Here is a 25,807-nt window from a genome sequence, read left to right as displayed (position 1 = left end):
CGTTCGAAAGAAAAAAAATGTTACCCCGCGTCACAAAAAAGCCAAAAGCCTGCACGCGGAATCCATCTCCGCGTGCAGGCTTCTTTTTAATCCATCAGTTATTTACGCTTGCGACTCGCCAACGCAGCTCCCGACAATCCGATCGCCACGATCGACAACGCCAGCGTCACGTACAGCAGCACGTTGTTCGTCTGCGCAGGCGCATCGGAAGGCGCGTCCGCGGCGACTTCGGTCGGTTCGCTGACTGCCGAAGCATCCGCCGCAGGTTCGGTTGTTGCCGCGTCGGCTTCCGTCGTTTCTTCAGCCGTCTCGGTTGTCGACTCGTCTGCCGGAGCTTCGGCCGGATCGCTGACTGCCGCGTCGTCCGTGCTTACCGTCTGGCCGTGCGCGTTAGCCGCCGTTTCGCCCGCTGCTGCGCCGATCGTCGTGATCGAATGCGGCGTATCCGCGTTCTCGTCGCCCGTCCACTCCACGATGCTGCCGTCCGTGTAGTATTGGAACGCATCCCAAGCCGCTTCGCCTTCAGTCGCCGGATTTTTCGCAACGAAGGTAAAGCGTTGGAATTCGCCGGCGGCGATTCCGTCACCTTCCGCTTCCCATGTCACGGTGCCGGCAGATTCATCGACAGTCGTGGTCCAACCCGGAATCGGCTCGTACTGTTGGAACTCGACGCCTTCCGGCATTTTCAGAACGACTTTATTCGTGTTGACGTCTTTCTCCACCGGGACCTTCATCGTGTACGTTTCCCAAGCGCCCGTAGCGGATTCTTTCGGAAGCACGGTAACGTGAGCGCTGGCTACGGTTGCGAACAGCAGCAAAGCCGCCGAAGCCGGAGCTGCAAGAGCCATTAATTTTTTGAACGTTCGATTCATGTTTGTCGTTTTCATTAGAGTTAATCCCGCCTTTTTTGTATGTGTAAACGATTATTCGCTGACTTCCATCGTGAAGGTCCGATCCGCTTGTTCGAATTTCTCGGACAATCCATGTACTTCGACATTCCAAATTCCCGCACTGCCGAAGTACAAGCCGGATGCGACATAACTGCCGTCTTCCTGCGCTTCGGCGCGAACCTCGGTGTAATCGCTCGAAGCGGCCTGAGGCGCGATCCGAAGCGTTACCTGCTGCCAGTCGGTTCGAGCCGCGCCCTCCGCATCCGTGAAGCGAACGGTAAAGGTCGACTTCGTCACTTGCAGCGGACGTACATCCAGCGAGATTCGCACATTTTCCGCATCTTCGGCCGGTTGAACATCCGAGAACGCTTCCGGCGCCGCGGCCGCAGGCTGCGGCGTCGGCACATTGGTCAACAGACCTGCCAGAACCAATATGATGATCCCTGCCGCAAGCTCCGTAACCAAAGACCACGTTCGGCGTTCTTCCCCTTCGCGGCGCGCACGCCGGAAATGAAGAAATCCAAGTATGCCCATGACCAGCAGCAGCACCGATTTGGCCACGATCAGCTGTCCGTAACGACTGGTGAACAGATCCGACCAGGCAGGCACATGCGTCACGCTCATGACCACGCCGCTGAAGATCAAGGCGATAACGGACCCGAATGCCCAAGGCGCGAATCTACGGAACGTCGTTTTCCAAAAGGCCGGGCCTTCACCCGCCGTCGCTGACAGACTGATAAGCAGCATGAGCAGCCCGCCGATCCAGGCCGTCGCGCCCAGCATATGCAGCGTATCCGCCATCACCTGTCCGAAAACATGTTCCGATCCTGCCGCATGTCCCGTCAGCGCCTTGGTCACCAACAGCAATACGAACCCGATCATCACGATCGTCCAATGTCCGCCGCGTTTGCCCCAGCCCATCACATCGTTGACGACGACCGCGCCGGCGATCATCAGCCATACGAGAACTTGCAGCAGGAACATTCGTCCCGAGGACGTGCCTTCAAGGGTCTGGCTTAAAATTTCTTTGCCGAACGCTTCGCTCCATGGCACGTCCGCGAATAGTTTCGCCTGAAGCGGCAGCCCGATCAAAATCACAAGCAGCAAAAGCGCCATAGCCGCCCAAAATACGATTCGGGCCGGACGCGTCAGCTTTTTCGTACCGCGCAGCCCTGCCGGAAGCAGAAAGCCCAAGTACAAGATCGCCCCGGCTACCAGCGAAAGCAGCGTGTACAAAGCAGCCCGGTGCGCCACCGTATCGGCGCCCGGCGTGTAATCCGCCGCTCCGCCGGCCACGCCCGCGTCGGTCAATACGCCGTCCGATCCGATGCCGAAACGAACCGTGCCGCGAATCGGATGACCGTCTGCCGAGACGACGCGCCAGTTCATCGTATAGATGCCGTCCGGAAACTCACCTTCGACAGAAGCGGTAACGAGATGCAAATCGCTTGCCGATACTTCGGCCTGACCGACAGGCATTTCTTCCCCAGCCGTATTGGTCACCTTAATCGACAAAAACTCGCCCTGAATCGTCTCGTTGAATGCCAGTTCGATCGACTCCGGCATTTCCGCCATCGAGGTCTGATCCGCCGGGGTGGACGAGGTCAGCGTCGCATGCGCCCACGCTAACCCCGGCAAAGCCAGCGTCGCGATCAGAATGGCCGATAGCAGCGGAAGCAAAATCAATCGTTTCCACCTTGTGTCTCTTGCCTTCATGTGATTCTTCCTTTCATCCCTCATCGTTCGCCGCCGAATCCGTCGCGCCCGACCCAGCCTTTTTCCATGGCATACCGGGTTAACTGCACGCGATTCTGTAATTGGAGCTTCTGCAAAATGTTTTTCAAATGGTTTTTCACCGTATGCTCCGAAATCCCCAGCACTTCCGCCGCTTCGCGATTCGTTAACCCGGAAGCAACCTGGCGCAATATTTCCCGTTCCCTGGCCGTTAGCGTATCGCTTTCCGGCTCGGCGGCAGGCGCGGAGAATTCTTTGAGGATTTGAAAAGCCAATTCCCGGCTAAGCGGCGCTTCTTCGCTGACGATCGCTTTGAGGTATTCGATCCAGGTCGACGGGGCCAGATTTTTCAACAGATAGCCTTGCGCCCCTTGCTTCAACGCTTCGAGCAGGTAAGCGATATCGTCCGATACCGTGATGATCACGATCTTTACGTAAGGATAAGAGACCTTGATCCGCCCCGTAGCCTCCAAACCGCCCATTCCGCTCATCCGAATATCCATCAGAATCAAATCCGGCATCCATTGTTCGGTAAAAGCGATCGCTTCCGCTCCGTCCGACACGACGCCGATCACTTCGAAGGCAGCATCCAACGACAAAATATCGCAGATCGCTTCCTGTGCATGCTTATGATCATCGACCACCAGTACGCGGCAGCGGTTCATCGCGCTTCCCCCTCTCGTCCAAGCTTGACCGAAGTGCGGCCCGGCTTCGAATCCAGCTCAAAACTCCAACCCATCTCCTGCGCCCGATCCGCCATGATTTTAAGTCCGTATCGACCGGATGCAGCTAACGGATCGCCATCGAATCCACGTCCGTCGTCCGCGATTTCGACCGTCCAGCCGCTTCCGCTGCTGCGACCGATCACCTCGGCATGCGCCGCGTGAGCATGCTTGCGCACATTAATCACCGCTTCACGGATGCAGGCAAGCAGTTCGGCTTTTTCACGGCTGGCTAGTTGATCGTCCGGCAGATGCCAATCCACTTTGACGTCGATCATGGCTTCCTCCGCCAGTCGGCTGACGCGCGCAGCCATGGACTCTTCCGTCACATCATGCACGGGAGCGGAATTATCGGAACCTCTCGCGTCCGCCGTCACCAACGTTTTTCTCCGTGCCTCTTCAGGCTGCATGTTCTTCTCGCTAACCGGCGACTTTCCGCGAATGCCCGACAAATTCGATCCGTGCGAGGACGAAACCGATCCTTGAAGATTCGGCACTGCCGCTGCTGCTTCGACGGCAAGTCCGCTTCGGGCAGGCTCGCGCAGATTCGCCAGAGCCTGCCTTACATAACGATCTACTTCATGCACCGTTCGTCTGACAGTCTCCAGCTCGCTGCCCAGCCCTGCTTCGACCGCTCCTCTTTCCATCCGATCCAGCTTGACCGATAAAAGAAATAACGACTGGGCAATACCGTCATGCAATTCCCGTGCCAATTCCTCGCGCGCTTCGAGATTCGCCTTGACCGTCCGCGCCTGCTCCAGTTCCCGCTGCATGCGTTCGAGCATGGCGAACAGACGACGCAGCAGCGTTACGCTAACGAGAAAGACCAGCACGGGCGTCAGCACGTTGCCCGCGTCCATCGACAGCACAGGCATCAAAAATTGGTGCCGCACGTATTCCCAGACGCCGACGACCACGGTGGGCAGAAACAAAATCAGCCATTTGATTTGCGTATAGTTCATGATTTTCCAGCCTTCCTGACTCACCACGCGAGCTTTCCATTAAATTTTAACCAAAAAACGAACGCGACAAATGGCCCTTTCGGGCTACGTTTGACGCTTTTTCGACTTTTTCAACCGATTGATGCCCGGAATTGTTCACTTATTGATCACAATCGGGTACACTAATATCTTGGTTGCATGTATGATCGTCTTAAACACTTCATTATAGAAAGCGGAGGTCGCGGCATTTGGAATTATATTGGTTTAACCATGCTCCGTGGTTTTTGCTTGTCTTGAACCTTCTTCTGGCAATGACTGTCGTCTTTTTGGAGCGGCGCGATATCGGGGTCACCTGGGCTTGGTTGATGGTTCTTTTTTTCCTGCCGATCATCGGGTTCATCCTGTATCTGTTTTTCGGACAAAATCTCAGCCGCGTCAAGCGGTACCAATTCCGTGAACAGGAGAAGATTCTGCTGCCCGGCATCTCCGTCCAGCGTCAACAGCTGCTCGACGAGAAGCTGGAATTCAACGATCCCCGCACGGCCCGTTACCGCGAGCTGCTGCATATGAACATGGTCGGCGACTTCTCGTTGTACACGCAGGATAACGACGTCATCGTATATTCGGACGGCAAAGAGAAATTCGATGCCCTGCTTGCAGATATCGACCGCGCGCAGAAGTACATCCACGTGCAGTATTATATTTGGCAAAACGACAACCTGGGCCGGCGCCTTATCGACGCCTTGACCGAAAAAGCGAAACAGGGTCTCGAAGTCCGCGTCTTGTACGATGCTTGGGGAAGCAAAAAGGTCAATCGGCGCTTCCTGCAAAAGTTCCGCGAAGCCGGCGGCATAGCCGCTCCCTTTTTCCCGTCCCGGATTCCGTTCATCAACTTCAAAATGAATTACCGCAATCACCGCAAGCTGGTCATCATTGACGGCTCGTGCGGGTATATCGGCGGATTCAACGTCGGTGACGAATATCTCGGCGAGGTCAAAAAATTCGGCTATTGGCGCGACACGCATCTGCGGATCGAAGGCACGGCGCTGATCCAGATGCACGCGATCTTCCTGCATGACTGGAGCCTGTCCGTGAAGCAGAAGCTTCCGGAGAACCTGTTCCTCAGCGTGACCCGCCCGTTCACCGGCAAAGTCGGCGCGCAGATCATCTCCAGCGGTCCGGATCAGAGCCGGGAGACGATTAAGCTGGCTTATATCAAAATGATGGACGAAGCGCGCGATTGCATCATGATCCAGACGCCGTACTTCATTCCCGACGAAAGCATGATGACCGCGCTGAAAATGGCGATCCTGTCCGGCGTCGAAGTCCATCTGATGATTCCGAAAGTTCCCGATCACAAAATGGTGTACTGGGCGTCGTATTCGTACCTCGGCGAACTGCTCGATCTCGGCGTCAACTGTTATTTGTACAAAAAAGGCTTCCTGCATGCCAAAACGATGGTCGTCGACGGACGCCTCGCTTCGGTCGGAACCGCCAACATGGACATCCGCAGCTACAAGCTGAACTTCGAAGTCAACGCCATCGTCTACGATTCGCAAAAAGCCGGCGAGCTGGAAGCCCTGTTCCGCAAAGACATGGAAGACAGCGAGATCCTGACCCTCGAACAGTACAAGCTGCGTCCGCTGCTGCGTAAACTGCTCGAATCGTTCACACGCCTGTTCTCGCCGATTCTGTAACCCCTTTTTATCCGGTAAAAAATCCGCTTCGGACACGCCCATACGGCGCCTGAAGCGGATTTTTTCGCGAATAAAGGAATCGGAGCATTACCGCCTCAAGGGGCGCCAACGCTCCGTCAGACGCGGTCGCTCGATCTTCCTATCCGTTTTCCGATCGATCGGAGCTTCCGCCCCTTCGGCTTTCCGTTCAATCCTCTTAGACGCCGCCGCCCGGTTGAACCGGCCGTTCGATCTTGAACAACCGCCCCAGCTCCGCATATTCGCTGCCCGCAAGCCTTGCGACCGGACGCAGATTTTCGGTCAGCACATAGCCGTGCTCGGCGTCGTAGATCGATTCGTCCAGCTGAAATCTCAAAATACGGGCAATCAGCAGATCATGCGTGACCCGTTCGTCATCCGACTTAATGGGCAGATGCGACTCCAGCCGGCATTCCAACCGCACCTTTGCTTCGGCAATGCTCGGCACGCTTACCGCATCGCTGTCGATCAGCGTCAGCTTCGTCAGATCGATCTCGCTTTTGCCCGGCGGCAGCATCGCGGCCGTCCGGTTCATTTCTTCCACCAGCGACTCGTCGCAGATGTGCACGACCAGTTCGCCGTGCTCCGTCACGTTGCGGGCCGTATCCTTCATCTGTCCGTCCGGACGACGTACCACCGATATCGCTACCAAAGGCGGGTCCGAACTGACCATATTGAAATAGCTGAACGGAGCCGCATTGACGACATCATGTTCGCGCGAAAACGAAGTCACCCACGCGATCGGACGCGGCACGATCGTGCCCGTCATCAATTTGTACACGAGCTTGCTGTCCAGCTCCTGGGGATTAAGATTATGCATGGGAACCCTCTCTTTCGTTTCTACAGATATGCTTCTATTGTAACCGTCGGCGGCCATTTTGTCAGGCCGTGCGGGTGATGCCCGCAGTCCGGCTTGATGATTCGCGTAATGCGTCCGCCCAACTCCCGATAACGCCGGTCCAAACGGTCCCCGTTTTCCTCCAAAGGCACGGCTTCGTCTGCCCCGCCCGCGATTAACAGCAGCGGAATATCGGCTTCGACCGGAATACGCAAAAGCTCCAGCAGACGCTCCGTGACTTGTGCAGCACGTTCCGCCGTCACGGTATCGGCCTCGGCAGACGCCGGACCCGGGTTCTGCCGCTCTACAGAAATCCCGTAAATATCCACCCAGTCTCTCCATTCGTTCGGCGAACCTGTACCTGCGCCGAGTCCGCCCGGCCAGCTTGCAATATCGACAACCGGCGCATCTACGTACAACGCGCGAACATGCTGCGAATACGTCTCGGCGTAACGGATAGCGTACAGCCCTCCTCGGCTAAAGCCGAATAACACGGGCTTGGCATCCAACCCAAAACGACGAACCGCATCATCCCGAAAATCTTCCATCGCTTCGGCGGAGAAAGGAGATCCGTACAAGTCGCTCAACCGAATATACCCGATATGCCAGCCCTGCCGAACCAACTCCAAATCCGCGTTCATGAAATGTCCGAAAAATTCAGTGCGCCAAATCCATGGACGACCGGGTGCAGGCGACTCGGGCTCAACAATCAGGCAGGCTCGTCCATTCCGAACATAATCGCGGCGCACGAATCCTTCCCATTCCGATACTCGTTCATCCAGCGCGCCGCCTTCCTGCTCTGCTGCTGCGCGAATGCCGGGTAAATGCTGTTCAGCCAGTATTAGCGCTTCATCCAGCGGCAGAGCTTCAAACTTGTACGGATTAGTATGCCCTACGTGTTCGCGCCAGGCCGCTTTCAATAACTCGCGGCGCTCTGTCACCTTATGCAAAAATTCACTATCCGAAAATAGCCACTCCGGCATCTTTTCCCATTCGATACGAAAGATCCGCCGCAAGATCGTATGGGCAATCACCGCATGCCCTTCCCGTTGGGGATGAACGCCGTCTCCGTAGCGGAATTTCGGATCGGCTGCGCGTTCGGTCGCGATCCATTCCAGTAACGGACGACGAATATCGACCGTTTTGATTCCCTGTTCGCGTCCATATTGCAGCAGCCAATCCGCGTAGTGTTCCAATACGTCGTCGTAGCGCTCATAAGGTTCTTCGAACGCATAATCAGGCATTCCGTCCGGCTGCAATCGTCCGTTCACCGAAAAAATATCAAACGGAGGCGGTGTCACCAGAATCGGTAGCGCTCCGGCAGCCTGGATCTTCTGCACGGCTCTATCTATGCCACAGCGATAAGCGGAAAAATCCTCGTCGGACAACGGTTTGTATACGCCGTCGTTCATCCCGTAACAAAGGAATGCCCAATCCGCCCTGCTCTCTGACAGCGCCCGATCCAATCGCTCATGCACACACGGACGAGGAAATGGGTGTGCCGCTTCCTGCGTACCCGAAGCGGTCTCGCTGCTGACGCCGAGACCTATCCACTCAAGCTGACTTTCAGGCATGTATTTCAAAAAAATAGCATCCAGATCACGAATATAAGTCCCGTTCTCCGTGATGCTGTCGCCCATGAATAGAATTCGCTTGCGTTTGGGTAAAGCTTCTATTTTTTGCCAATATCCCTTCATGTGAAATCTCCTTCTCTCTTTCTCCTACAGTCCGTTTTATGCTTAAATGAAACGTTTTCGAGAAAAAACGGCCCCCGCGCCCGAACTCGACGCGGAAACCGTTCTGCAACCACTTTACAACAGTAATGCAAAAAAGTCATGTGGTTTTTTTCAATATAGCTAATTTACAGCTCGATTTCGGCCGCGCGGGCATTCGATTCGACCTGTTCGACCGTTTTACAGCCGGGAATTACGCAGCTAACGGTCGGATTTTTCAAGCACCAGGCCAGCGCCCATTCTGCCATGCCGACGCCTTCAGGTACTTCGGTGTTTTGAATTTGTTGCACTTGTTTCAGTTTCTCGTCGATATCGGCGCGGTCGCGACCTTTGCGCACATTATCTTCGAATACGGCGCCGGGCTTGTATTTGCCGCTCAGGAAGCCGCTAGCCAGCGGAACCCGCGCCAACACGCCGAGGTCCTGACGCTCGCAGGACGGAAATACCCGTTCTTCCGGCACGCGGTCGATGCGGTTATACACGACCTGGATCGCTTTGGCATTCACTTCGGTCGCTTTATCCGTTTGGTACAGATTGTCGTTGCTTCCGATCGAAATGCCCAGGTTGCGGATTTTGCCGGCCTGCACCTGCTTGTCCAGCATCGTCCACAGCTCGTCATTATCGAACGCTTCGTCCGAACCGGAATGGAACTGATACAGATCGACGTAGTCCGTTTTCAAAGCGCGAAGCGATTCTTCGAGCTGGGTGCGGATCTGATCGACGTTCCACGCATTTTCCCATTTTTCGTGCCAATGATGGCCGAACTTGGTAGCAAGCACCCAATCTTCGCGCCGATCGCGGGACAAAAAGTCGCCGATGAACGTCTCCGACATATGATGAGGCCCGTAGCATTCGGCCGTGTCGATCAAGTTGATGCCCAATTCTTTCGCGCGGATCAGGATTTCGTCGGCGTCTTTTTGCGTGTAGTCTTTGCCCCAGTCGCCGCCGAACTGCCAGGTACCTACGCCCACGACGGATACGTTCAAGTCGGTCTTGCCCAGTCTTCTGTATTTCATTGCTGTTCACCTCTCGGGTTAGATTGGGATCGATTAACCGCTAAACCGGTTTCGATATTTCGGTAACGCTTCCATGATAGGCTAAGCGTTCATTTTTTTCAATGGCGGGGGGAGTAAAACCCTGTGGGCGGAGGGAGAAATTCGTTTAAGACGCTGTTTCGCCCTCCGCTGGTATAGGGTTGAATGGGATTCAACAGAAAACCATAAAAAGCAATTGAAAACAGACGATTTTTCGCTTGAATGTACGCTTCGTATTTGTATAAGAAAAGCCGCTCTCCGGAAGGAGAGCGGCTCGGGTGAAGCGAGGGTTTTGAATTTTACATTTTGCTTTTGCCGAGCAGGTACAAGAAGTAAGGTGCGCCGATAACGGCGACGACGACGCCTGTCGGGATATCGGTCGGCTGGAGAATCCAGCGGCCGAGAGTGTCGGCGACAAGGACAAGGAGCGCACCGGCCAAAGCCGACACGGGAAGCAGAATCTGGTGCTTCGGTCCGACGAGGCGTCGGCCCAAGTGCGGGCCGATCAGGCCGACGAAGCCGATGCCGCCGCTGACCGCGACGCAGGCTCCGGCAAGGCCGACAGCCGCCGCCAGGAGCAGCAGTCGTTCGCGTTCGATCGAAGTACCCAGTCCGGTCGCCGTCTGATCGCCCATATTCAGCACGTTCATGACTTTGGCTTTGTAGAATACGAACGGCAGGAAAATAATCAGCCATGGAAGCAAGGCTACAACGAACTTCCAGCTTGTGCCCCAGATTCGTCCGGCCAGCCATGAAGCGACGAACTGGTATTCTTCCGGGCGAAGACGAAGCGTAAGCACGATCATCGCCGCGCTGATCCCTGCCGCAACCCCGATTCCGACAAGCAGCATCCGGGTCGGAATCAAGCCTTCTCCTTTTTTATAGGACAACACGTAGATCAATACCGCTGTTGCTCCGGCTCCGATCAATGCCAAGATCGGAAGAAGGAATACCGAACCGCTTACCGTCGAAGAAAAGAACGAGACATACAGCATGACCATAAGACCCGCACCCGCGTTAACGCCGAGGATGCCGGGGTCAGCCAATGCATTACGCGAAAGTCCCTGCATCACGCAGCCGGATACGGCCAGACCCGCGCCGATCAGAATCGAAATCACGATGCGCGGCAAGCGGAATTCGAACAGAATCAGATGCTGCTGCGCCGTTCCTCCGCCGAACAACGTCCGAACCACTTCCATTGGAGACAAACGGATAAAGCCGGTATTCATGCTGATAATAAACGCTACGATAATAAGCACGATGAAAATGCCGATAACCAGGAGCCCGCGGCTGCGCTTGCGGCGCTCGGCCTGATGAATCATCGATTCCATTACAGGCTCCTCCTTTCTTTAACCGCCAGATAGAGGAAGAACGGTACGCCGATCAGGGCGACAAGCGCTCCGATCGGCGTTTCCTGCGGCGGGTTAATCGTACGTGCCGCAAGATCCGCGAACACGATCAGCAAACTGCCGAGCACGGCCGAACAAGGAATAATCCAGCGGTAATCCACGCCGACCAGTTTACGCGTCAAGTGGGGAATGATCAGCCCCACAAAGCCGACCGAACCGACGATCGACACCGCTGTACCCGCCAGCACCAGTACGATGATCACGCCGAATACGCGGACGGTGCCCGTACGTTGACCCAGTCCGGTCGCAATATCGTCGCCCAGACTGAGCAGCGTGATCGAACGCGCCAAGGCGAAGGCAGCCAAAAGCGCAATCACCACGGCCGGCAAAATGATCTGGATTTGAACCCACTGCGTGCCGGCGACCCCGCCCGCATACCAGAAAGCCAAATCCTGCCCGATCTTGAAGTATAAGGCCACTCCTTCGCTGAGCGCGGTAAACAGCGCACTGACCGCCGCTCCCGCCAATACGAGACGAATCGGCGTCAAGCCGCCTTTCGACCTGGAACCGATCCCGTATACGATCCCGACGCCTGCACCGGCTCCGAGGAACGAATACAGCATCAGTCCGAGGAAAGACATCCCCGGGAAGAACGCGAAGCACAGCGCCAGCGCGAAGCCGGCTCCGGCGTTCAGTCCGAGCAGTCCGGTATCGGCAAGCGGATTTCGGGTCATCCCCTGCATGATCGCGCCCGCGACCGCGAAAGCCGCACCGACGATCGCCGCGCCGATTACGCGAGGCATGCGCAGCTCTCGAATGATCTGATGCTCGGTCAGATCCGGATTGAAATGGAATACGGCATCCCATACGTCGGGAAGCGCGATATCCTTGGCGCCGATCGCGATCGCGACCGCCATTCCGAGCACGAGCAAAATAACGCCGCCGACCAGAATCAGCGATGCGGCCCACGGTCTCGAACGGACCTTGACCTGCTGAACGGCCTGCTGCGGATCTTCAGGCAAAGCGGAAGGTTTCATTGGATGCCTTCCTCCCTATCGCCGCGCGACGGCCCGATTTTTCGCAACGCTTTCGCGCCTGCTTGCATTTGTTTCACGACATCACCCTTTTCCGAATGAACACCAAAACCTTCATATGCGGCCCGCCTATTGAAAATGGACAATACGCGGCCGCCAGGCTGCATGGACATTCTGTCTTTATCTTTAGGCTGGCGGTACAACTCCCGTCCGGCGCCGGCAGCTTGGCCTCGATCACCGGATTATGTATGAACATCTTTTTCATTTCCGATTCCATCCACGTCCGCGCCGGAAATGCGCATAAACGCGCCCAAATGAGGTTCATTATCGTTAATGGCGTTGCGGATCCTGCCAACGAGCATCAACTTACGCGCCAAGTAAGCCTAAATGAAAATCATTATCAACAGTATAGCAGGCAAAAAAATATTCGTCTATAAAATCAGGAAAGAGTCTTTTATAGAGAATATTATTTAGGTATTTTCCGGAATCAAAAGATTCGGCTGATTCAGTCCGTGACCTTACCCTCGTACTCCAACAGCGTTGTTCCGACTTCAGTCAGCATCTTATCGTCTCTGCAAAGCGCATAAACGTCTGTGTATTGGCTTACGAAGTCCATTCCTCTGCGAAGCGCTAATTTATGAATCTCCCAAATCGAAGTCTCGAACGGCAGATGACTGGTTTTGGCCAGGTTGGTAATATGCTCAATATGTAAAGTCGTATATCCGACTCGTTGAAGCTCTTGTGGTGTCATTTTATCCCGCCTTTACGTTTTGATTCGCGAACGGTCAATTCTCCAAGTAGCGATACAAAGTCGTTTTACTGATCCCCGTTTGCTCTTTGATTTGTGCCAGACTGTACTGTTTGCTCTCGTACATCTGAATCGCTTTTTTTACGTTGTCGTCCATCTTACGCGGTCGGCCTGCCTTGCTGTCTTTTTGCAAACCCAATAGCGAATGCGCGTTGGCGCGAAAAGTTCGGCCGGCTGCCGTTCGCGTGTCGATCCGATCGTGCACGGATAACAAATAGGCTTCTTTCTTCTCCAAATCATCCAGTACTTCGACTAAATGTCGGGTTGAATCCGCTAATACAAACAGCTTCGATACGACGAGTATATCTCCGATCCGCAGATCTTGCAGCAACTTTTCCAATACGGTTCTTTTTTTTGCAGAGGCGTGCTCTTCCTTCATAATATATGTTCCATCGGACAAAACTTGGGCCGAGCCGCACCGGAAGAGTACGAAATTGCCAACGGTTCATCCGCGGTTTGGGTTGATCTAAATGAATCTATCCGGCATAATCGAAAAGTAATTGCGGATCAGGAAGCTTCGATGGGATTTTCGATCGAACGAGAAACGCATGTTTTGGAGCTTATCGCTTCGAAGATTTCCGTGTAAGACCGATGACTGACGCTACATTAAATACATGCTTTTGAAGGCCCGCTCAAGTTGAAACACGAGCGGGCCTTCTTTTCATATATCAACCCGAAACGAGCAGTCCCCGCGAGTATGCCATTCCTCATCGATTCGCACGCGTCTGGGCGTATAAGCATCAATGACGCCTCCGAGCTCGTGCATCTCTTCGGAGTCATAGGCATCAACGACGTAGACTAACATGCCGAACATTGCCGCTGCCAATAATTCGCTATCCGTTTTGAGTTCTCGGTAAGTGTGTTTCATTCATGATAGCCTCCTTGGAAATGCAAAAAGGCCCCATTGGCAAATTGCCAAACGAGGCCGATTCTTTCGGTTGTTTTTATTCTACTTGGTGCGCTGTCGATTGTAAATCCGCCTTGATTTTTACAATCTCAAATTATTTTTTACATTATTCATTAATATTGCTTACAATATGATTGGAGGATCGTAACGCGGGGTAATGTAAGGTATTCAATAATTAGCAAGACCTTATTTATCTGATAAGGGGGCCTGCACCATGGCAGTTCAAGAGATCAAAAAGGCCGTATTCAAAGAAGAAGTACTGCGCCTACATCTGGTTAGCGGCGAGTTTTATACGGGGCCCTGTTTTCCCGATATGAACGACACTCGTTTTTTTACCGTTAACACCGCGGAGCGTTCCGTGACTCTTCCCTATTGGGCAGTTAAACGATTTGAACGCTTGCATTAATAATGGGTACAATTTCAGATTCAGACCAACCTAGCTATCCTTTCATCCCGACTCCGCCGACACGTTTTGTGTGGGCGGGGTCTTTTTGCGTGCATTGAAAGCGCTCGTTCGAGCAGAAGCTTTGCATTTTACGACAAATTTTTGTTTTTTTTCACTTTGAGGCGGTGAAGCAATTCATTTTAGGGTTTTCTTCCGATATAGATATAGAGAATCATGTACAGGGTCGAACGAACCCTTTCGAAACCCGTTATGCTGATGAAAAAATAAACAGAATCAGCGTACTACAGAGGAGGATGCCCATGTTGGCCAAGCTGCTTTATCCGTTCACGTTCGTATTATCCCGATTGAAATATGCGCAAAAATTCGTACTCATCAGCGTGTTATTTGCCGCTCCGTTGGCGCTTCTTTTCAGTTTGTGGATTACGGGCACTCAGGCTAAAATTCGTACCGCCGAAGAAGAGAAAGTCGGACTGGTGCAGATCGAAGCCTCTCTTCCGTTTATCCTTTCCTTGCAGCAGCATCGCGGACAAGCCAATGCCTTCTTGAACGGCGGCGGAGCAGACAGCGAAAGCAAGCTTTCCGAAGCGACCGCGCAAACGAATGAAAACGCCGCGGCGATCGACCTTGCGGTTCGGAAATCGGGCTTATCCGGCTCCGCCGACGCCTGGCAAGCCCTTGCCGGAGAATGGAAAACACTCGAACAAGAAACGACTTCCCTTTCCGCCGAAGAAAGCTTCGCCCGTCACAGCGAACTGATCGGACGCGCGCTCGACTTCGTGGTCGAAAGCGCGGATGAATCGGGCTTGTCGCTCGATACGGAAATCGACTCCTTTTACCTCATGGACATGGTCGTCAAACGTATTCCGGCCCTGATCGAGGAAACCGCGGAAATCCGCGGCACGGGCAACGGAATGCTGACTCGACGCCAAGCGGAAGCGCAGACGTTGACTCAAGTTGCCGTCAAGAAAACCCAAGCGGAAAGCGAATTGAGAGAATTGAATAAAGCACTTCAACGAATCACGGAATTGAATCCGGAAGCGGCAGCTCTGATAAGCGCCTCGGGACAGGAAACTTCGACTTCGATCGAACAATTCCTTTCCGCCGTTCAACAGCAGTTGTTTGACGATAAAAACTTGACGTCGGATCCGGCTGCCTTCTTCTCGGCGGGTACCTCAACGATCGACGTTTCCAATACGTTTTTCAAGCAAGCCTCTGAGACGCTGGAATTGCTGCTTGACCAGCGCATTGACCGTTTGGAAGCTCAACGCAACTTGGTTGTGGCCGTGATCGTTGCCGCTTTGCTGCTTGTGCTGCTCTTCTACATGGCGTTCTACCGCAGTGTTAATGCCGCAGTTCAACAACTCAACGAACGTGCGACAGCGATGGCAAATGGCGACTTGTCTCGAGATATTCAAATTGAGACACGAGATGAGCTGGGGCAGGTCGGCCAGTCGTTCAACCGCATGATCGTCGCTCTGAACAAAACGCTTCGCAGCAGTCAGGAAGCTTCCGAACATTCTGCGGCCGCTTCCGAACAGCTCAGCGAAGTTTCTCGGGAATCCTCTCTGGCCATGCGTCAGGTTGCCGATGCGGTTCAATCGGTAGCGGACGGTTCCGAATCGCAGCGCCGCATGACCGAAGATACCGCGCTTGCCATGAACGAAATGGCCGTCGGCATCTCGCGAATCGCAGAATCCTCGGCTTCCGCAGCCGAATCGGCCGCCGAAACGACTCAAAAAGCCGAAGCGGGCGATCAGGAACTGACTGCGGCCGTACGGCAAATGCGGAGCATCCGGGATTCGGTCAGCCAATCGGCCGGCAGCGTCTCCCGGCTCGATGCCCACTCTCAGCAAATTGACGAGATTGTCTCTTCGATCAAAGCCATCGCCCGTCAAACCCAGCTTCTGTCCCTGAATGCCAATATCGAAGCTGCCCGAGCCGGCGAACATGGTCGAGGCTTTGCCGTTGTTGCATCGGAGGTAGGTAAGCTGGCTGAGCAGACGCAGACTTCCGTGGAAACCATCTCTCTTCGAATCGGCGATATCCGCGGCTTGATCGGAGAAACCGTTCAATTGATGAGCCGCACGGATAGCGAGACGGCAGAAGGCTTGGCCTTCATCGATCGTGCCAGCGGCGCTATCGGACAGATCGGGCACAGCGCCCGGGCCGTCAGCGATCAAATTCAGGAAATCTCCGCGGCTTCGCAGGAAATTTCCGCAGGCGTAGAAGAAGTTACGGCTTCCATTTCCGAAGTCGCACGCGTCGCGCAGCATTCGTCGGAAGAATCTCAGACGATGGCCGCCTCAACGCAGCAACAGCTTGCCGCGCTCGAAGAAATCGGCAGCGCCGCAGGCGAACTCAGCGATATGGCGATAGGATTGCAAAAGGATCTCGGATTGTTCAAACTTTCCGCCATGTGAGCACAACAAACCCCTATGCCATAAGCATAGGGGTTTGTTGCGTGAGCATCTGTCCTTATATAATGAAGAGAAACATCACGGAAAGAAGGAATGCTTATATGGACCCCAAGCCTCGCCCGCTGCATGTGGAACTTCAAACAAGCTCTGACTGGAGCCAAGACCTCTGGGATCTTATTCTTCCTATTTATGAAGCGTCTTTCCCTAAACATATTCGCAAACCCGAGCGTATCGTACGCAATATGTTGAAAAACATGAATGCTTTTTTGCATATCGGAATATCGGAAGGCCAACCCTGTTCTATGGCTTTAACGGGCCTTAGCGCCGACCAACGGCTGCTTATCGTGGACTATCTCGCCGTATCCCCGTCGCTTCGTGAACACGGTATCGGAAAAGGAACGGTTGCCGCTTTGGCTGACTGGGCCCGCGAACATTACGGAATAAACGGCTTACTGCTGGAAGCCGAGGTCGACGACAGCGAAGAAGGCCGAAATCGATTGCGATTCTGGCAGCGATGCGGATTCGAGTCCACGGACTATATCCACAGCTACGTTTGGGTTCCGGAAAAATATCGCGCCATGCTGCTCGACCTGCAAAATGAGAACGAACGCAAAATTCGCCCGCTCGGCCGCGACGGAAAAAAGCTATTCGAACACATCGAGACTTTTCATGAACTCAGTTTTAAAGGGGCGAAAAAATAGGCTTGGTTCCGGGTTTCGAAAATTCCCTTTTCATTGCCGCAGCCGCCAAGCCCCATGCCTCTCCTAAAACAAAACCACGCGATTGCGGCCGCTGTGCTTGGCCGAATAAAGCGCCTCGTCGGCGCGTTTTAACAGCTGCCTGATTTCTTCCCCGGGTACGGCCGCAGTGACTCCGAAGCTTGCCGTTACCGAGCCCGGGGCACCGAAATCAGTCTGTTCCATCGTGACGCGAATCCTCTCGGCAATCGCCGCAGCCTCGTCAGCCTTGGTGTTGGGCAAAAGCAGCAGGAATTCTTCGCCGCCCCAACGTCCCGCTTCTCCCGCTCCGCAGACGTCTTCGCGCAAAATCGCGGCCGTACGTTTCAGGACCTCGTCTCCGCAAAGATGCCCGTAGGTATCGTTGATTCGCTTGAACCAATCAATATCAAGCAGCGCAACGGACAACGACTCGCCGGAATCGATGGCTTCGCCGAGCAGTTCGTCCATCTTGCGCCGGTTATAGATGCCGGTCAAGCCGTCGGCCTGCATCATTTCCTGAAGTTCGCGATTGGCCTGCTCCAGTTCTTCGACGACGACTCCGACAAAGCGCGCAAGTCTTGCCGTCATCTCCATCGGTTCGGACTGCGATAAGCGGGCTTGCTCCGGTTCTTTCGAGATCAGAGGATCAGCCGGGGTACCTTCGCGCATGCCTACCGCCACCATCGTTGCGTTATGCAGCACCAACTCTTCGCCTTGACCGTAAAATTCTCCGTACGTATAAAATCCTGCCGAAGGCGCGATCTGACGGAAGCCCTGCGTTTCGAGATTCAATCCTTCCTGCAAATAAACCTGCCGGCAATAGCAAGAATAAATCAGAATGCCCTGCGGACGGAATTCAGTCAGCTTTTGCTGCAGATCGTAAGCGGCTTCGATGATATGCTTCGGATTGCCGTAAGTGATCCTGACCTGCTCGCCCACATGCAAGTCCGCAACCATTTGAAGGCTTCCGTTTGCCCGGCGTATCAACGGAACCCTGGCCAATGCAGCCGTCCCTCGTTTTAGCATGAGCGGAAATTCAAGCATGTTTTTAAAAAAGTTATCGTCGTTTTGAATGCCCAAATACTTCTCGTAAACATGGGCTGCCGGAATATGGTCAAGCGTCTTCAAGACTGTCGGACTTTCGATTTCCGTAACGGTCATGGCGCGGCTTAACGGCTCCCATCCCAAGCATGGGTAAGCTTCGATCTCCAGTTCTTTTCCGCGGAACACAACGGCCGCCACGCCTTCTTCGTATACCTTTTCTCCAGCGAAAATCCAAGCTTCTCCATGGTTATGGTAAGCGCTGGCGCCTGCGCCGAATACCGGAATCTCGGCCAGCCGATGCTGCAGATCTTCCAATAATCCCGCCGCATTCATTCGCTGCGTGGTGGCATACAATTGAATGCCTTTGATCGGGGCAGCGGCTTGTTCGGATCGAATGGCATCGACCAGGCGTCGGCCGACCTCCCGCTCCTTTTCCGGCTCACAGCCGTACGAGACCAGTTGAAGCTCCGACGTTTCGAAAAAAGAAAAAACTACCACGATACGCCGGATGACCGATTCTCCTTCATGAATTTCGCCGGCCGTCGTAATTCCGGCGACGACCGCCCGCGGCATGCAGGAGGCAATGCGTCGATGCAAACCAGGAACCTGCTGCGGGTCTATGCGGGAAGCGAAAATTTGAACCAGCGTGGAACGACTTCGAGAAGCATGCTGCTGCAACCCGACATCTTGCAGGCAGGAATCGATCTCTTGCAGACTGCCGAGATTATAGGAAAGTTGAAGCATAATGAACGGACTCCTCCTGACGCTGTCATTTTCAAATCGGTTTCGGGCGCGAAACATGTCGGACACGCGCGACTCCCTTTTATGAAATATCGGTATATGACAAAACGCTTGTTACATAAAACGAGAAGAAACCCACCGCTCCTTCAAAGGAGGATGGGTCTGCTTCGTTTTTTCCCCGGCCTTAGTGAGGCGCGCAGCCGTGATGTTGAAACAATTCGCACATATATTCCAGCGCTGCCAGTTCGTCTCGACCCCGCGCGCTGATCCGGACGGTATTGCCGTTATGGATAGGAAGCAGCATCATGCCGAGCAAACTTTTAACGTCTACGATTCGTTGATTGTCCTCTTCTCCGAAGGCGAGTTTGATTTCCGAGGTAAACTGCGAAGCCTGCGATGAGATTCGAAGCAGTTCGTCGCGATCGAAGTCCCCTTCGATTTTAAATTCGTGTACTCTCATAGGTGTATCTCCTTTTTGCGTGATAGCCTGATAACGCTTCCAAATTTTAGGATAAAAAAAGCGGCTTTACACACTTGTGCCGCTATTCCTCCCTTATTATATCGGCCGCAACAAGTGAAAAGTTAGCAGGCGGAGCGGGAAAAAAGAAGTCCTTTTTTCGCTCCGGCCGCGCTTCGGCTAACACCGGATGTAATCCATGTTTATCCATTTTCCTCGCCTTTGAAACGAGATTTACTCTTGACCCTCATCCGCTGCTTCTTCAAGACTCGTTTCCGCCTGCAGCCCGAGCGTAATTCGAGCTTCCCACGCGGCAGTTCCGCCTTCTCCGTCGCGGAAATCCAGTCGGACCGTTCCTGTACGCCCGGCCTGATCCGCCGCATAACGATAGCCGATGCGCTGACCGTTCTCGTCAATGAAAAATCCGTCGGTTCCGACCTGGCCGGCGATCACGGCATCTAAGTAAGTGGATGCGACACGTTCCGGCTCGGCTGTCGGAGCAGCACCTTCGTCCGCGTCCGTTCCGGATATCGCTTCATCCATTGAAGTTGTTCCTTCATTATCCGCCGTTGTTCCTGCTGCTTCGTCTTCTCCGGGATCGGCGGAAGCCGGCTCTTCCGCCTCCGGCTCCCAGGACATGCCCGCTAACGAATAGCCTGCCGGAAGCACCTGCAGGTCAAATTCAATGATTTGCTGTGAATCGTCCCGGCTCACCGTCACTTCGACACGCTGGTCTTCATCCTCGTCTTTGGTTTTCTTTTCTTCCTGTGACGTGCTCGGAGTCGTACTCTCCGTCGATTCCGTATCGCTCGAAGGCTCCGTTTCCTCGGGCTCTGTAGATTCTACCGACTCCGCAGCGGATTCATCCGCAACAGAATCTTCCGATGCCTCTGCGGGTTGCGCATCTGCAGAATCGGTTTGCTGCTGCGTTTGCGCCGTTTCCGTGCGGGTCGTGTTCGCCATCTCATCCTCTTGCGGACCGAAACGGAGACAGCCGCCAAGCAGCAGAATGGATGCGAGCGCGGCACATGCTGCCCAAGGCTTGAGTCGTTTTTTTCGATCAACCATTCTCGTGTCCCCCTTTCTTCTATACGTCGATACGATGATTTAAAGCCTTTACGTGTTCTTTTACCACCGTCCCGATGATTCGAAGCCCTTCTTCGATCCGTTCCTCCGGCACTCGCGAGAATCCGATTCGCAGCGTGTGCTGCCCGCCGCCGTCGGTGAAAAAGATATCGCCCGGCGTAAACACGACGCCGAGCTTGCGGCAGTCTTCCAATATGACGCGGGCATCCAGCCGTTCATCCAGCTCGACGAACACATGCAGCCCGCCTTCGCCGCTCATGCTTTTCATCGGGATATGCGCGGCGCACCCCCGAACAGCCGATTCGTACTTGCGTTTATACTCCGTCCGTGCCCGTTTCAGATAACGTTCGAAATTGCCATTGTGCAGATATTGGAACAATAGCGCCTGATCGAGCGTCGAAGTATGAATGGTCCGCGCCCGCTTCAGACTCTCCAGATAGCCGATCAGCTTGCGGTCCGCCACGATCCAGCCTACCCGGATACCGGGGAACAGGATCTTGGAAAAGCTTCCGACGTACGCAACCGAGTTTCCGGTACCTGCGCAAGCGATCAGCGGAGCCGCATGTGCGCCGGAATAGCGAAGCTCTTCGTTGAAACCGTCCTCGACTACCGGAATCTCATGCTCGCCCAACAGCCGCAGCAGCTCCATCCGTTTCTCCGGAGAAGTCACGATGCCGGTCGGATTATGATAAGAAGGAGTCAAGTAAGCCAGATCGAAGCCGCCTTCATCCAGCGTCCGCTTCAGTTCGTCCATATTGACGCCGTCGCGCTCCATCCGAACGCCGACAGGTTCGAATCCGTGCAGCTTCATGATCTTGATCGCGGTTTGATGGGTCGGATTCTCGCACAGGATACGTCCGCTCCGCTTGCCGATCGCCGTCAACAACAGGTCAAAGCCCTCGGTAAATCCGTTCGTAATCAGAATGTCTTTGCCTGTCGTCTCGACGCCTTTGCCTTTCATGTAGCTCATTAAATAACGCATCAGCGGCCGATATCCCTGCGCATAGCCGTAGTTCAGCAGCACGTCGCCTTCAAGCGCCATCCGGTCGAGAAAAGCACGCTTGACGCCGCTCATATCGAACAATCGCTCATCGGGCGCAATGCTGGTGAACGCGATCATGCCTTTTTCCCACTTGATTCCGTGCTTCATCAAATCCATTTCTTCCGATAAAAAAGCCTGCGGCCCGAGCCGCTCCGTCCATTCGATCATGCTCGGCGGCTCGTTCAAGTGCACGGCAGCCCGCGACACAAAGTTGCCTCTGCCTTTTATCGCTTCGATCCAGCCCGTACGCTCCAACGCTTCATACGCGCTGATGACCGTCGTTCGGCTTACTCCGAGCAGCCCGGACAGCTCGCGCGTGGAAGGCAGTTTATGATGCAAAGGCATGACGCCCTGCGTGATCAAGGTCTCGATGTACGCCTTCAATTGAATATAAGCCGGACTTTCGCCTTCCGCCCTGAAATCTTTAAACATTCGCTCAACTCCTTACCTTCTATCATTCCATATCTGTTCGATAAAGAAAAGAACCGCAAGGCTTATCGTTCAAAGCGGTCGTGGCGGAATAAAGATCTTATTCCGAACAGGATCAATGCAGCCGATTAGGTTGAGGTATGAGCTCCTCCGATCGAAACGGGGCCTCGCGGCCGGTAAAGCGGTCGTTCGAAAAAAGCCGTTTCTTCCGATTCGGGAAGAGGCGGCTTTTGGACGATACGGATCAATTTTTCAGGTACGCGCACGTTTGCGATTCTTATTTCCCGGTCTCCGCAAAAGTCCGAATTCGATCGCCGATCTGATCACGCACGCGCCCGAAGACGGCCCACTTCTCTTCTTCGCTTCCCTTCGCTTTGGCCGGATCGTCGAACCCCCAATGTTCGCGGCGAATATGCGGCGGCGTAATCGGGCATTTATCGGCGGCGTCTCCGCATAGAGTCACGATAAAGTCGGCATTTTGCATAATGCTTGGATCAATAACGTCTGACGTCTGAGCCGAGATATCAAGACCGGCTTCCTTCATCGCTTTGACCGCGTTCGGGTTCAGTCCGTGGGCTTCGATACCCGCGCTGAGCACGTTCCATTCTTCGCCCAAATATTTTTTGCCCCAGGCTTCGGCCATCTGGCTTCTGCAAGAATTTCCGGTACATAAAAAATAAAGCGTTTTTTTCGTCATAAGTAGATTGCTCCTTTTTTAGACTGCCAGCAGCCATAAATATAGACCGACCAACGTGATAAACAGGGTCGGAATCGTGAGAATAATACCCGTCTTGAAGTAGACTCCCCACGGGATCTTGATGCCTTTGGTGCTGAGCACATGCAGCCACAACAAAGTCGCCAAAGATCCGATCGGCGTAATCTTCGGTCCCAGGTCGGCCCCGATGACGTTCGCGTAAATCAATGCTTCACGGATGCTGTCGGATGTCGTTGTCGCGTCGATCGCCAACGCGTCAATCAGCACGGTCGGCATATTGTTCATGAAGGAGGACAAAACGGCGGACAAGAAGCCCATGCCGATCGTCGCGATAAACAGGCCTTCGTCCGCCATGGCCTGAATAATACGGGCAAGCGAATTAGTGAGTCCTGCATTACGCAGGCCGTATACGACCACATACATTCCGATCGAGAAGAAAACGATGGACCACGGTGCGCCTTTGACGACCGCCGGAATCGGAACGACCGGGCTTTTCGATGCCAAAAGAAGAAAAAAAATCGCGATCGCTCCTGCCACGATAGAGACCGGAATATCGAAAAACTCGCAAACAAAGTAGCCGATCAACAGCAGCGCGAGCACATACCACGACCACTTGAACATTCGAGGGTCGCGGATCGCTTGATTCGGATGTTTGAGCTGTTTCGCTTCGAACGTCCGAGGAATGCTTTTGCGGAAAAACAAGTACAACATCATAATGCTGGCGGTCAAAGCAAACAAGTTAGGTATGACCATATGCCGCGCGTATTCCATGAACGTAATACCGAAGTAATCGGCCGACACGATATTGACCAAATTGCTGACCACGAGGGGAAGCGACGTCGTGTCGGCGATAAATCCGCTGGCGATAATGAAAGGGAATATTCTTTTCTCGTCCAAATTTAACGCGCGCACCATGGCGAGCACGATCGGCGTCAGGATAAGCGCCGCGCCGTCATTCGCGAAAAACGCAGCTACGAGCGCTCCCAAAACACTGATGTACACGAACATGCGAATGCCGTTTCCGCCTGCGGCACGCGCCATATGCAGCGCTGCCCATTCGAAAAATCCGATGCGGTCGAGAATGAGGGAAATCAGAATGATGGCGACAAAAGCCAGTGTCGCATTCCATACGATCTGAGTGACGTCCCGGACGTCTTGAATGTTAACGACCCCGAGCAGCAGAGCCGAAACGGCACCGCCGCAAGCCGACCATCCGATCGACAGTCCTTTAGGCTGCCAAATCACAAAAATCAAAGTGATCAAAAAAATCAAAATAGCTGAAAGGGTTAAAAACAAACCGTCCCTCCTCCGTCATCCGCAAGAAATTCGCAATCCTTTTTTCTCTAATTCTTCGATCTTATAGACTTGCGAAGGAAGCGAGGACAGCAAAGACCGAATCAATTCGTTTTGCTTGCTGTCGGGATTGACCGAATAGAAAATCCATTGCCCTTTTCGGTTTTCCTTGACCAAGCCCGCATCCTTCAGTTTGCGAAGATGCTGGCTGATCGACGGCTGGCTCGCTTTGAAAATCTCCACCAACTCGCACACGCAGCATTCCTGTTCGTCGACTAATTTCATGATCGTCAGCCGGGTCTTGTCTCCGAGCAGTTTGAGCGTGTTCGACATTTGGTCCAAGCGTTCTTCTTCATGGATCGCGCTCATTCGGCATGCCCCCTTTCCCGTTCGCTCTTCTTTCTGAAATCATTATATAAGCATATGCTTATATACGCAAATGAAAATAAGAAAAGAGCCTTCCATCGCTCGAAAGGCTCTTTCCCATGCTCAAATATTTTCCATCCGCCGGCGGATCGATTTGGACTTGGTCCGCTTGAATCGGTAAGGTTCATCCTTTCGCGAGAGATCGACTTACATTCATTGGTCCGGTAATTGGAGCCGAGGCCCGCCGCCGCCAAACAACGCTTTGAGCATCGGCGGCGCGATCAGCGTGGTCAGGATGACCGTGATGATCACCGTCGTGAAATACCGCGCTTCCAGCAGACCCGAACTCAAGCCGGTTGCCGCGATGATCAAAGCCACCTCTCCGCGCGAGACCATTCCTGCGCCTACGGCCAAAGCCGAACGCCGCTTGAATCCGGTCAGCGCCGCGCCTAATCCCCCGCCGAGAAGCTTGGTCAATACGGCCATGACCGTCAGGATCGCGAGCAGCCCGATCTGGCTTCCTACGCCTTCAAGCGAGACATTAAGTCCGATGCTGACAAAAAATACGGGCACGAAGATCGAATAAGCAATCGGCTCGACTTTGCTCTCTACGGAGTGCTTGAATGAAGTTTGCGAGATCGCAAGTCCTGCCGCAAACGCGCCGATAATGCCCGCGATTCCCATTTTCTCGCCGAAATACGCAAACGCGAAGCAAAAAATCAAAGCGAACGTCAGGACAGGTTCCATGACCCTGAACTTCGATGTCCAACGCAGCACGCGGGGAACGACCAGCCAACCTGCCAAGAAAACGACGGCAAAGAACGCGATCTTTTTGATCAACAGCAGGCTGATCGATACTTCCGCGCCGTCTCCCGTCGCGAAAAAGCTCGTGAGCACCGCCAGAAGAACGACCACCAGCACGTCGTCCACGACGGCGGCGCCCAGAATGGTCGTCGCTTCGCGGGAGTCCAATTTGTTCATTTCTTTCAATACCTGGACCGTGATGCTGACCGAAGTCGCGCTGAACAGAACGCCCAGGAATAATGAATGCGCCGCGGAAAATCCGAACAGCTGGCCGACGCCGTAGCCGCCGATCATCGGCAGCGCGATACCGCCCAACGCTACGGCCATCGCCGGTTTCCAGTTCTTTTTCAACTGCTCCAGATCCGTTTCCAGACCCGCCATGAACATCAGCAGCAGCACGCCGATCTCCGCCATGTATTCGATAAAGGAACCTTGATGGATCCAGCCGAGAAGCGCGGGTCCCATCAGAATTCCGACCAATAGTTCTCCCAACACCGCCGGCTGACCCAGACGGACCGACAAATGTCCGGCCGCCTTGGTTCCGAGCAAAATCAAAACAAGCACCCACACAAATTCCATACGC

The 25,807-nt window shown here is 54.1% G+C and carries 25 protein-coding genes; 5 read left to right on the top strand and 20 right to left on the bottom strand.

Features of this window, described 5'->3' with window-relative positions:
• Nucleotides 1–98: 98 nt before the first annotated feature.
• The 4 genes from HRQ63_RS00500 to HRQ63_RS00485 are packed head-to-tail and all read right to left on the bottom strand — an operon-like array spanning nucleotide 99 to nucleotide 4,308.
• Nucleotides 99–887, bottom strand: coding sequence for a YcnI family protein (locus tag HRQ63_RS00500; protein ID WP_371873167.1), 789 nt, complete (start codon nucleotides 885–887; stop codon nucleotides 99–101).
• A 36-nt stretch (nucleotides 888–923) separates the two neighbouring features.
• Nucleotides 924–2,606 carry a copper resistance CopC/CopD family protein gene (locus HRQ63_RS00495; RefSeq protein ID WP_172237532.1) on the bottom strand — a complete coding sequence of 561 codons (1,683 nt, stop codon included), beginning with the start codon at nucleotides 2,604–2,606 and terminating at the stop codon, nucleotides 924–926.
• Nucleotides 2,607–2,626: 20 nt separating this feature from the next.
• On the bottom strand, nucleotides 2,627–3,289 hold the full coding sequence (locus HRQ63_RS00490; RefSeq protein ID WP_172237529.1) for a response regulator: 663 nt from the start codon (nucleotides 3,287–3,289) through the stop codon (nucleotides 2,627–2,629).
• The gene (locus HRQ63_RS00485) at nucleotides 3,286–4,308 is read right to left on the bottom strand and encodes a sensor histidine kinase (RefSeq protein ID WP_172237526.1); all 1,023 of its coding nucleotides are present in this window, start codon (nucleotides 4,306–4,308) and stop codon (nucleotides 3,286–3,288) included. Before HRQ63_RS00485 ends, HRQ63_RS00490 begins: the two co-directional genes overlap by 4 nt.
• Nucleotides 4,309–4,598: 290 nt before the next feature.
• On the opposite strand from HRQ63_RS00485, the gene cls reads away from it, so the two are divergent.
• Nucleotides 4,599–5,984: a cardiolipin synthase gene (gene cls / locus HRQ63_RS00480; RefSeq protein WP_229714087.1), complete on the top strand. Its 1,386-nt coding sequence runs from the start codon at nucleotides 4,599–4,601 to the stop codon at nucleotides 5,982–5,984.
• Nucleotides 5,985–6,180: 196 nt separating this feature from the next.
• Here the strand turns inward: cls and HRQ63_RS00475 are convergent, their stop codons facing one another.
• The 5 genes from HRQ63_RS00475 to HRQ63_RS00455 all read right to left on the bottom strand — a co-directional run bounded on the left by HRQ63_RS00475 (nucleotide 6,181) and on the right by HRQ63_RS00455 (nucleotide 11,993).
• On the bottom strand, nucleotides 6,181–6,822 hold the full coding sequence (locus HRQ63_RS00475) for a flavin reductase family protein (protein WP_172237522.1): 642 nt from the start codon (nucleotides 6,820–6,822) through the stop codon (nucleotides 6,181–6,183).
• 20 nt (nucleotides 6,823–6,842) lie between these two features.
• Nucleotides 6,843–8,537, bottom strand: a complete 1,695-nt coding sequence (locus HRQ63_RS00470; RefSeq protein WP_172237520.1) for an alpha/beta fold hydrolase — start codon at nucleotides 8,535–8,537, stop codon at nucleotides 6,843–6,845.
• 164 nt (nucleotides 8,538–8,701) lie between these two features.
• Nucleotides 8,702–9,589, bottom strand: a complete 888-nt coding sequence (locus tag HRQ63_RS00465; protein WP_172237518.1) for an aldo/keto reductase — start codon at nucleotides 9,587–9,589, stop codon at nucleotides 8,702–8,704.
• 317 nt (nucleotides 9,590–9,906) lie between these two features.
• Nucleotides 9,907–10,938 (bottom strand): FecCD family ABC transporter permease, encoded by a 1,032-nt coding sequence (locus HRQ63_RS00460; RefSeq protein WP_172237516.1) that lies wholly within the window; start codon nucleotides 10,936–10,938, stop codon nucleotides 9,907–9,909.
• On the bottom strand, nucleotides 10,938–11,993 hold the full coding sequence (locus tag HRQ63_RS00455; RefSeq protein ID WP_172237514.1) for a FecCD family ABC transporter permease: 1,056 nt from the start codon (nucleotides 11,991–11,993) through the stop codon (nucleotides 10,938–10,940). Before HRQ63_RS00455 ends, HRQ63_RS00460 begins: the two co-directional genes overlap by 1 nt.
• On the opposite strand from HRQ63_RS00455, the gene HRQ63_RS00450 reads away from it, so the two are divergent.
• Nucleotides 11,993–12,427: a hypothetical protein gene (locus HRQ63_RS00450; protein ID WP_172237512.1), complete on the top strand. Its 435-nt coding sequence runs from the start codon at nucleotides 11,993–11,995 to the stop codon at nucleotides 12,425–12,427. The two genes, HRQ63_RS00455 and HRQ63_RS00450, sit on opposite strands and share 1 nt — an antisense overlap.
• A gap of 68 nt (nucleotides 12,428–12,495) precedes the next feature.
• Here the strand turns inward: HRQ63_RS00450 and HRQ63_RS00445 are convergent, their stop codons facing one another.
• The 3 genes from HRQ63_RS00445 to HRQ63_RS00435 all read right to left on the bottom strand — a co-directional run bounded on the left by HRQ63_RS00445 (nucleotide 12,496) and on the right by HRQ63_RS00435 (nucleotide 13,666).
• Entirely contained in the window at nucleotides 12,496–12,741 is a 246-nt protein-coding gene (locus HRQ63_RS00445; protein WP_172237510.1) for a hypothetical protein, read from the bottom strand.
• A 34-nt stretch (nucleotides 12,742–12,775) separates the two neighbouring features.
• Nucleotides 12,776–13,177 (bottom strand): recombinase family protein, encoded by a 402-nt coding sequence (locus tag HRQ63_RS00440; protein ID WP_172237507.1) that lies wholly within the window; start codon nucleotides 13,175–13,177, stop codon nucleotides 12,776–12,778.
• A gap of 282 nt (nucleotides 13,178–13,459) precedes the next feature.
• Nucleotides 13,460–13,666, bottom strand: coding sequence for a hypothetical protein (locus HRQ63_RS00435; protein ID WP_172237504.1), 207 nt, complete (start codon nucleotides 13,664–13,666; stop codon nucleotides 13,460–13,462).
• Between the two features lie 253 nt (nucleotides 13,667–13,919).
• On the opposite strand from HRQ63_RS00435, the gene HRQ63_RS00430 reads away from it, so the two are divergent.
• The 3 genes from HRQ63_RS00430 to HRQ63_RS00420 all read left to right on the top strand — a co-directional run bounded on the left by HRQ63_RS00430 (nucleotide 13,920) and on the right by HRQ63_RS00420 (nucleotide 17,229).
• Complete coding sequence (locus HRQ63_RS00430; protein WP_037287539.1) at nucleotides 13,920–14,111, top strand: hypothetical protein; 192 nt, start codon at nucleotides 13,920–13,922, stop codon at nucleotides 14,109–14,111.
• A 299-nt stretch (nucleotides 14,112–14,410) separates the two neighbouring features.
• The gene (locus tag HRQ63_RS00425) at nucleotides 14,411–16,531 is read left to right on the top strand and encodes a methyl-accepting chemotaxis protein (protein WP_172237501.1); all 2,121 of its coding nucleotides are present in this window, start codon (nucleotides 14,411–14,413) and stop codon (nucleotides 16,529–16,531) included.
• A gap of 98 nt (nucleotides 16,532–16,629) precedes the next feature.
• A complete protein-coding gene (locus HRQ63_RS00420; protein ID WP_172237498.1) occupies nucleotides 16,630–17,229 on the top strand; it encodes a GNAT family N-acetyltransferase in 600 nt (199 codons plus the stop codon).
• 63 nt (nucleotides 17,230–17,292) lie between these two features.
• Here HRQ63_RS00420 and HRQ63_RS00415 read toward each other — a convergent pair whose 3' ends face one another.
• The 8 genes from HRQ63_RS00415 to HRQ63_RS00380 form a co-directional block, all read right to left on the bottom strand.
• A complete protein-coding gene (locus HRQ63_RS00415; protein ID WP_172237495.1) occupies nucleotides 17,293–19,035 on the bottom strand; it encodes a sensor domain-containing diguanylate cyclase in 1,743 nt (580 codons plus the stop codon).
• 181 nt (nucleotides 19,036–19,216) lie between these two features.
• Nucleotides 19,217–19,492 carry an HPr family phosphocarrier protein gene (locus tag HRQ63_RS00410; protein ID WP_172237492.1) on the bottom strand — a complete coding sequence of 92 codons (276 nt, stop codon included), beginning with the start codon at nucleotides 19,490–19,492 and terminating at the stop codon, nucleotides 19,217–19,219.
• 231 nt (nucleotides 19,493–19,723) lie between these two features.
• Nucleotides 19,724–20,557, bottom strand: coding sequence for a hypothetical protein (locus HRQ63_RS00405; protein ID WP_172237489.1), 834 nt, complete (start codon nucleotides 20,555–20,557; stop codon nucleotides 19,724–19,726).
• Nucleotides 20,558–20,576: 19 nt separating this feature from the next.
• Complete coding sequence (locus HRQ63_RS00400) at nucleotides 20,577–22,049, bottom strand: aminotransferase-like domain-containing protein (RefSeq protein ID WP_172237486.1); 1,473 nt, start codon at nucleotides 22,047–22,049, stop codon at nucleotides 20,577–20,579.
• A 274-nt stretch (nucleotides 22,050–22,323) separates the two neighbouring features.
• Nucleotides 22,324–22,743, bottom strand: a complete 420-nt coding sequence (gene arsC, locus HRQ63_RS00395) for an arsenate reductase (thioredoxin) (RefSeq protein WP_172237484.1) — start codon at nucleotides 22,741–22,743, stop codon at nucleotides 22,324–22,326.
• Between the two features lie 18 nt (nucleotides 22,744–22,761).
• Complete coding sequence (locus HRQ63_RS00390; protein ID WP_172237481.1) at nucleotides 22,762–24,057, bottom strand: arsenic transporter; 1,296 nt, start codon at nucleotides 24,055–24,057, stop codon at nucleotides 22,762–22,764.
• A gap of 15 nt (nucleotides 24,058–24,072) precedes the next feature.
• Complete coding sequence (locus HRQ63_RS00385; protein ID WP_229714021.1) at nucleotides 24,073–24,423, bottom strand: ArsR/SmtB family transcription factor; 351 nt, start codon at nucleotides 24,421–24,423, stop codon at nucleotides 24,073–24,075.
• A 210-nt stretch (nucleotides 24,424–24,633) separates the two neighbouring features.
• Nucleotides 24,634–25,803 (bottom strand): cation:proton antiporter, encoded by a 1,170-nt coding sequence (locus HRQ63_RS00380; RefSeq protein ID WP_172237478.1) that lies wholly within the window; start codon nucleotides 25,801–25,803, stop codon nucleotides 24,634–24,636.
• Nucleotides 25,804–25,807 lie beyond the last annotated feature (4 nt).

Origin of the sequence: Saccharibacillus endophyticus (genome assembly GCF_013185185.1) — a bacterium.
Lineage (GTDB): Bacteria > Bacillota > Bacilli > Paenibacillales > Paenibacillaceae > Saccharibacillus > Saccharibacillus endophyticus.
The sequence above is the reverse complement of the archived record's forward strand: the minus strand, read 5'-3'. Positions and strand labels throughout refer to the sequence as shown.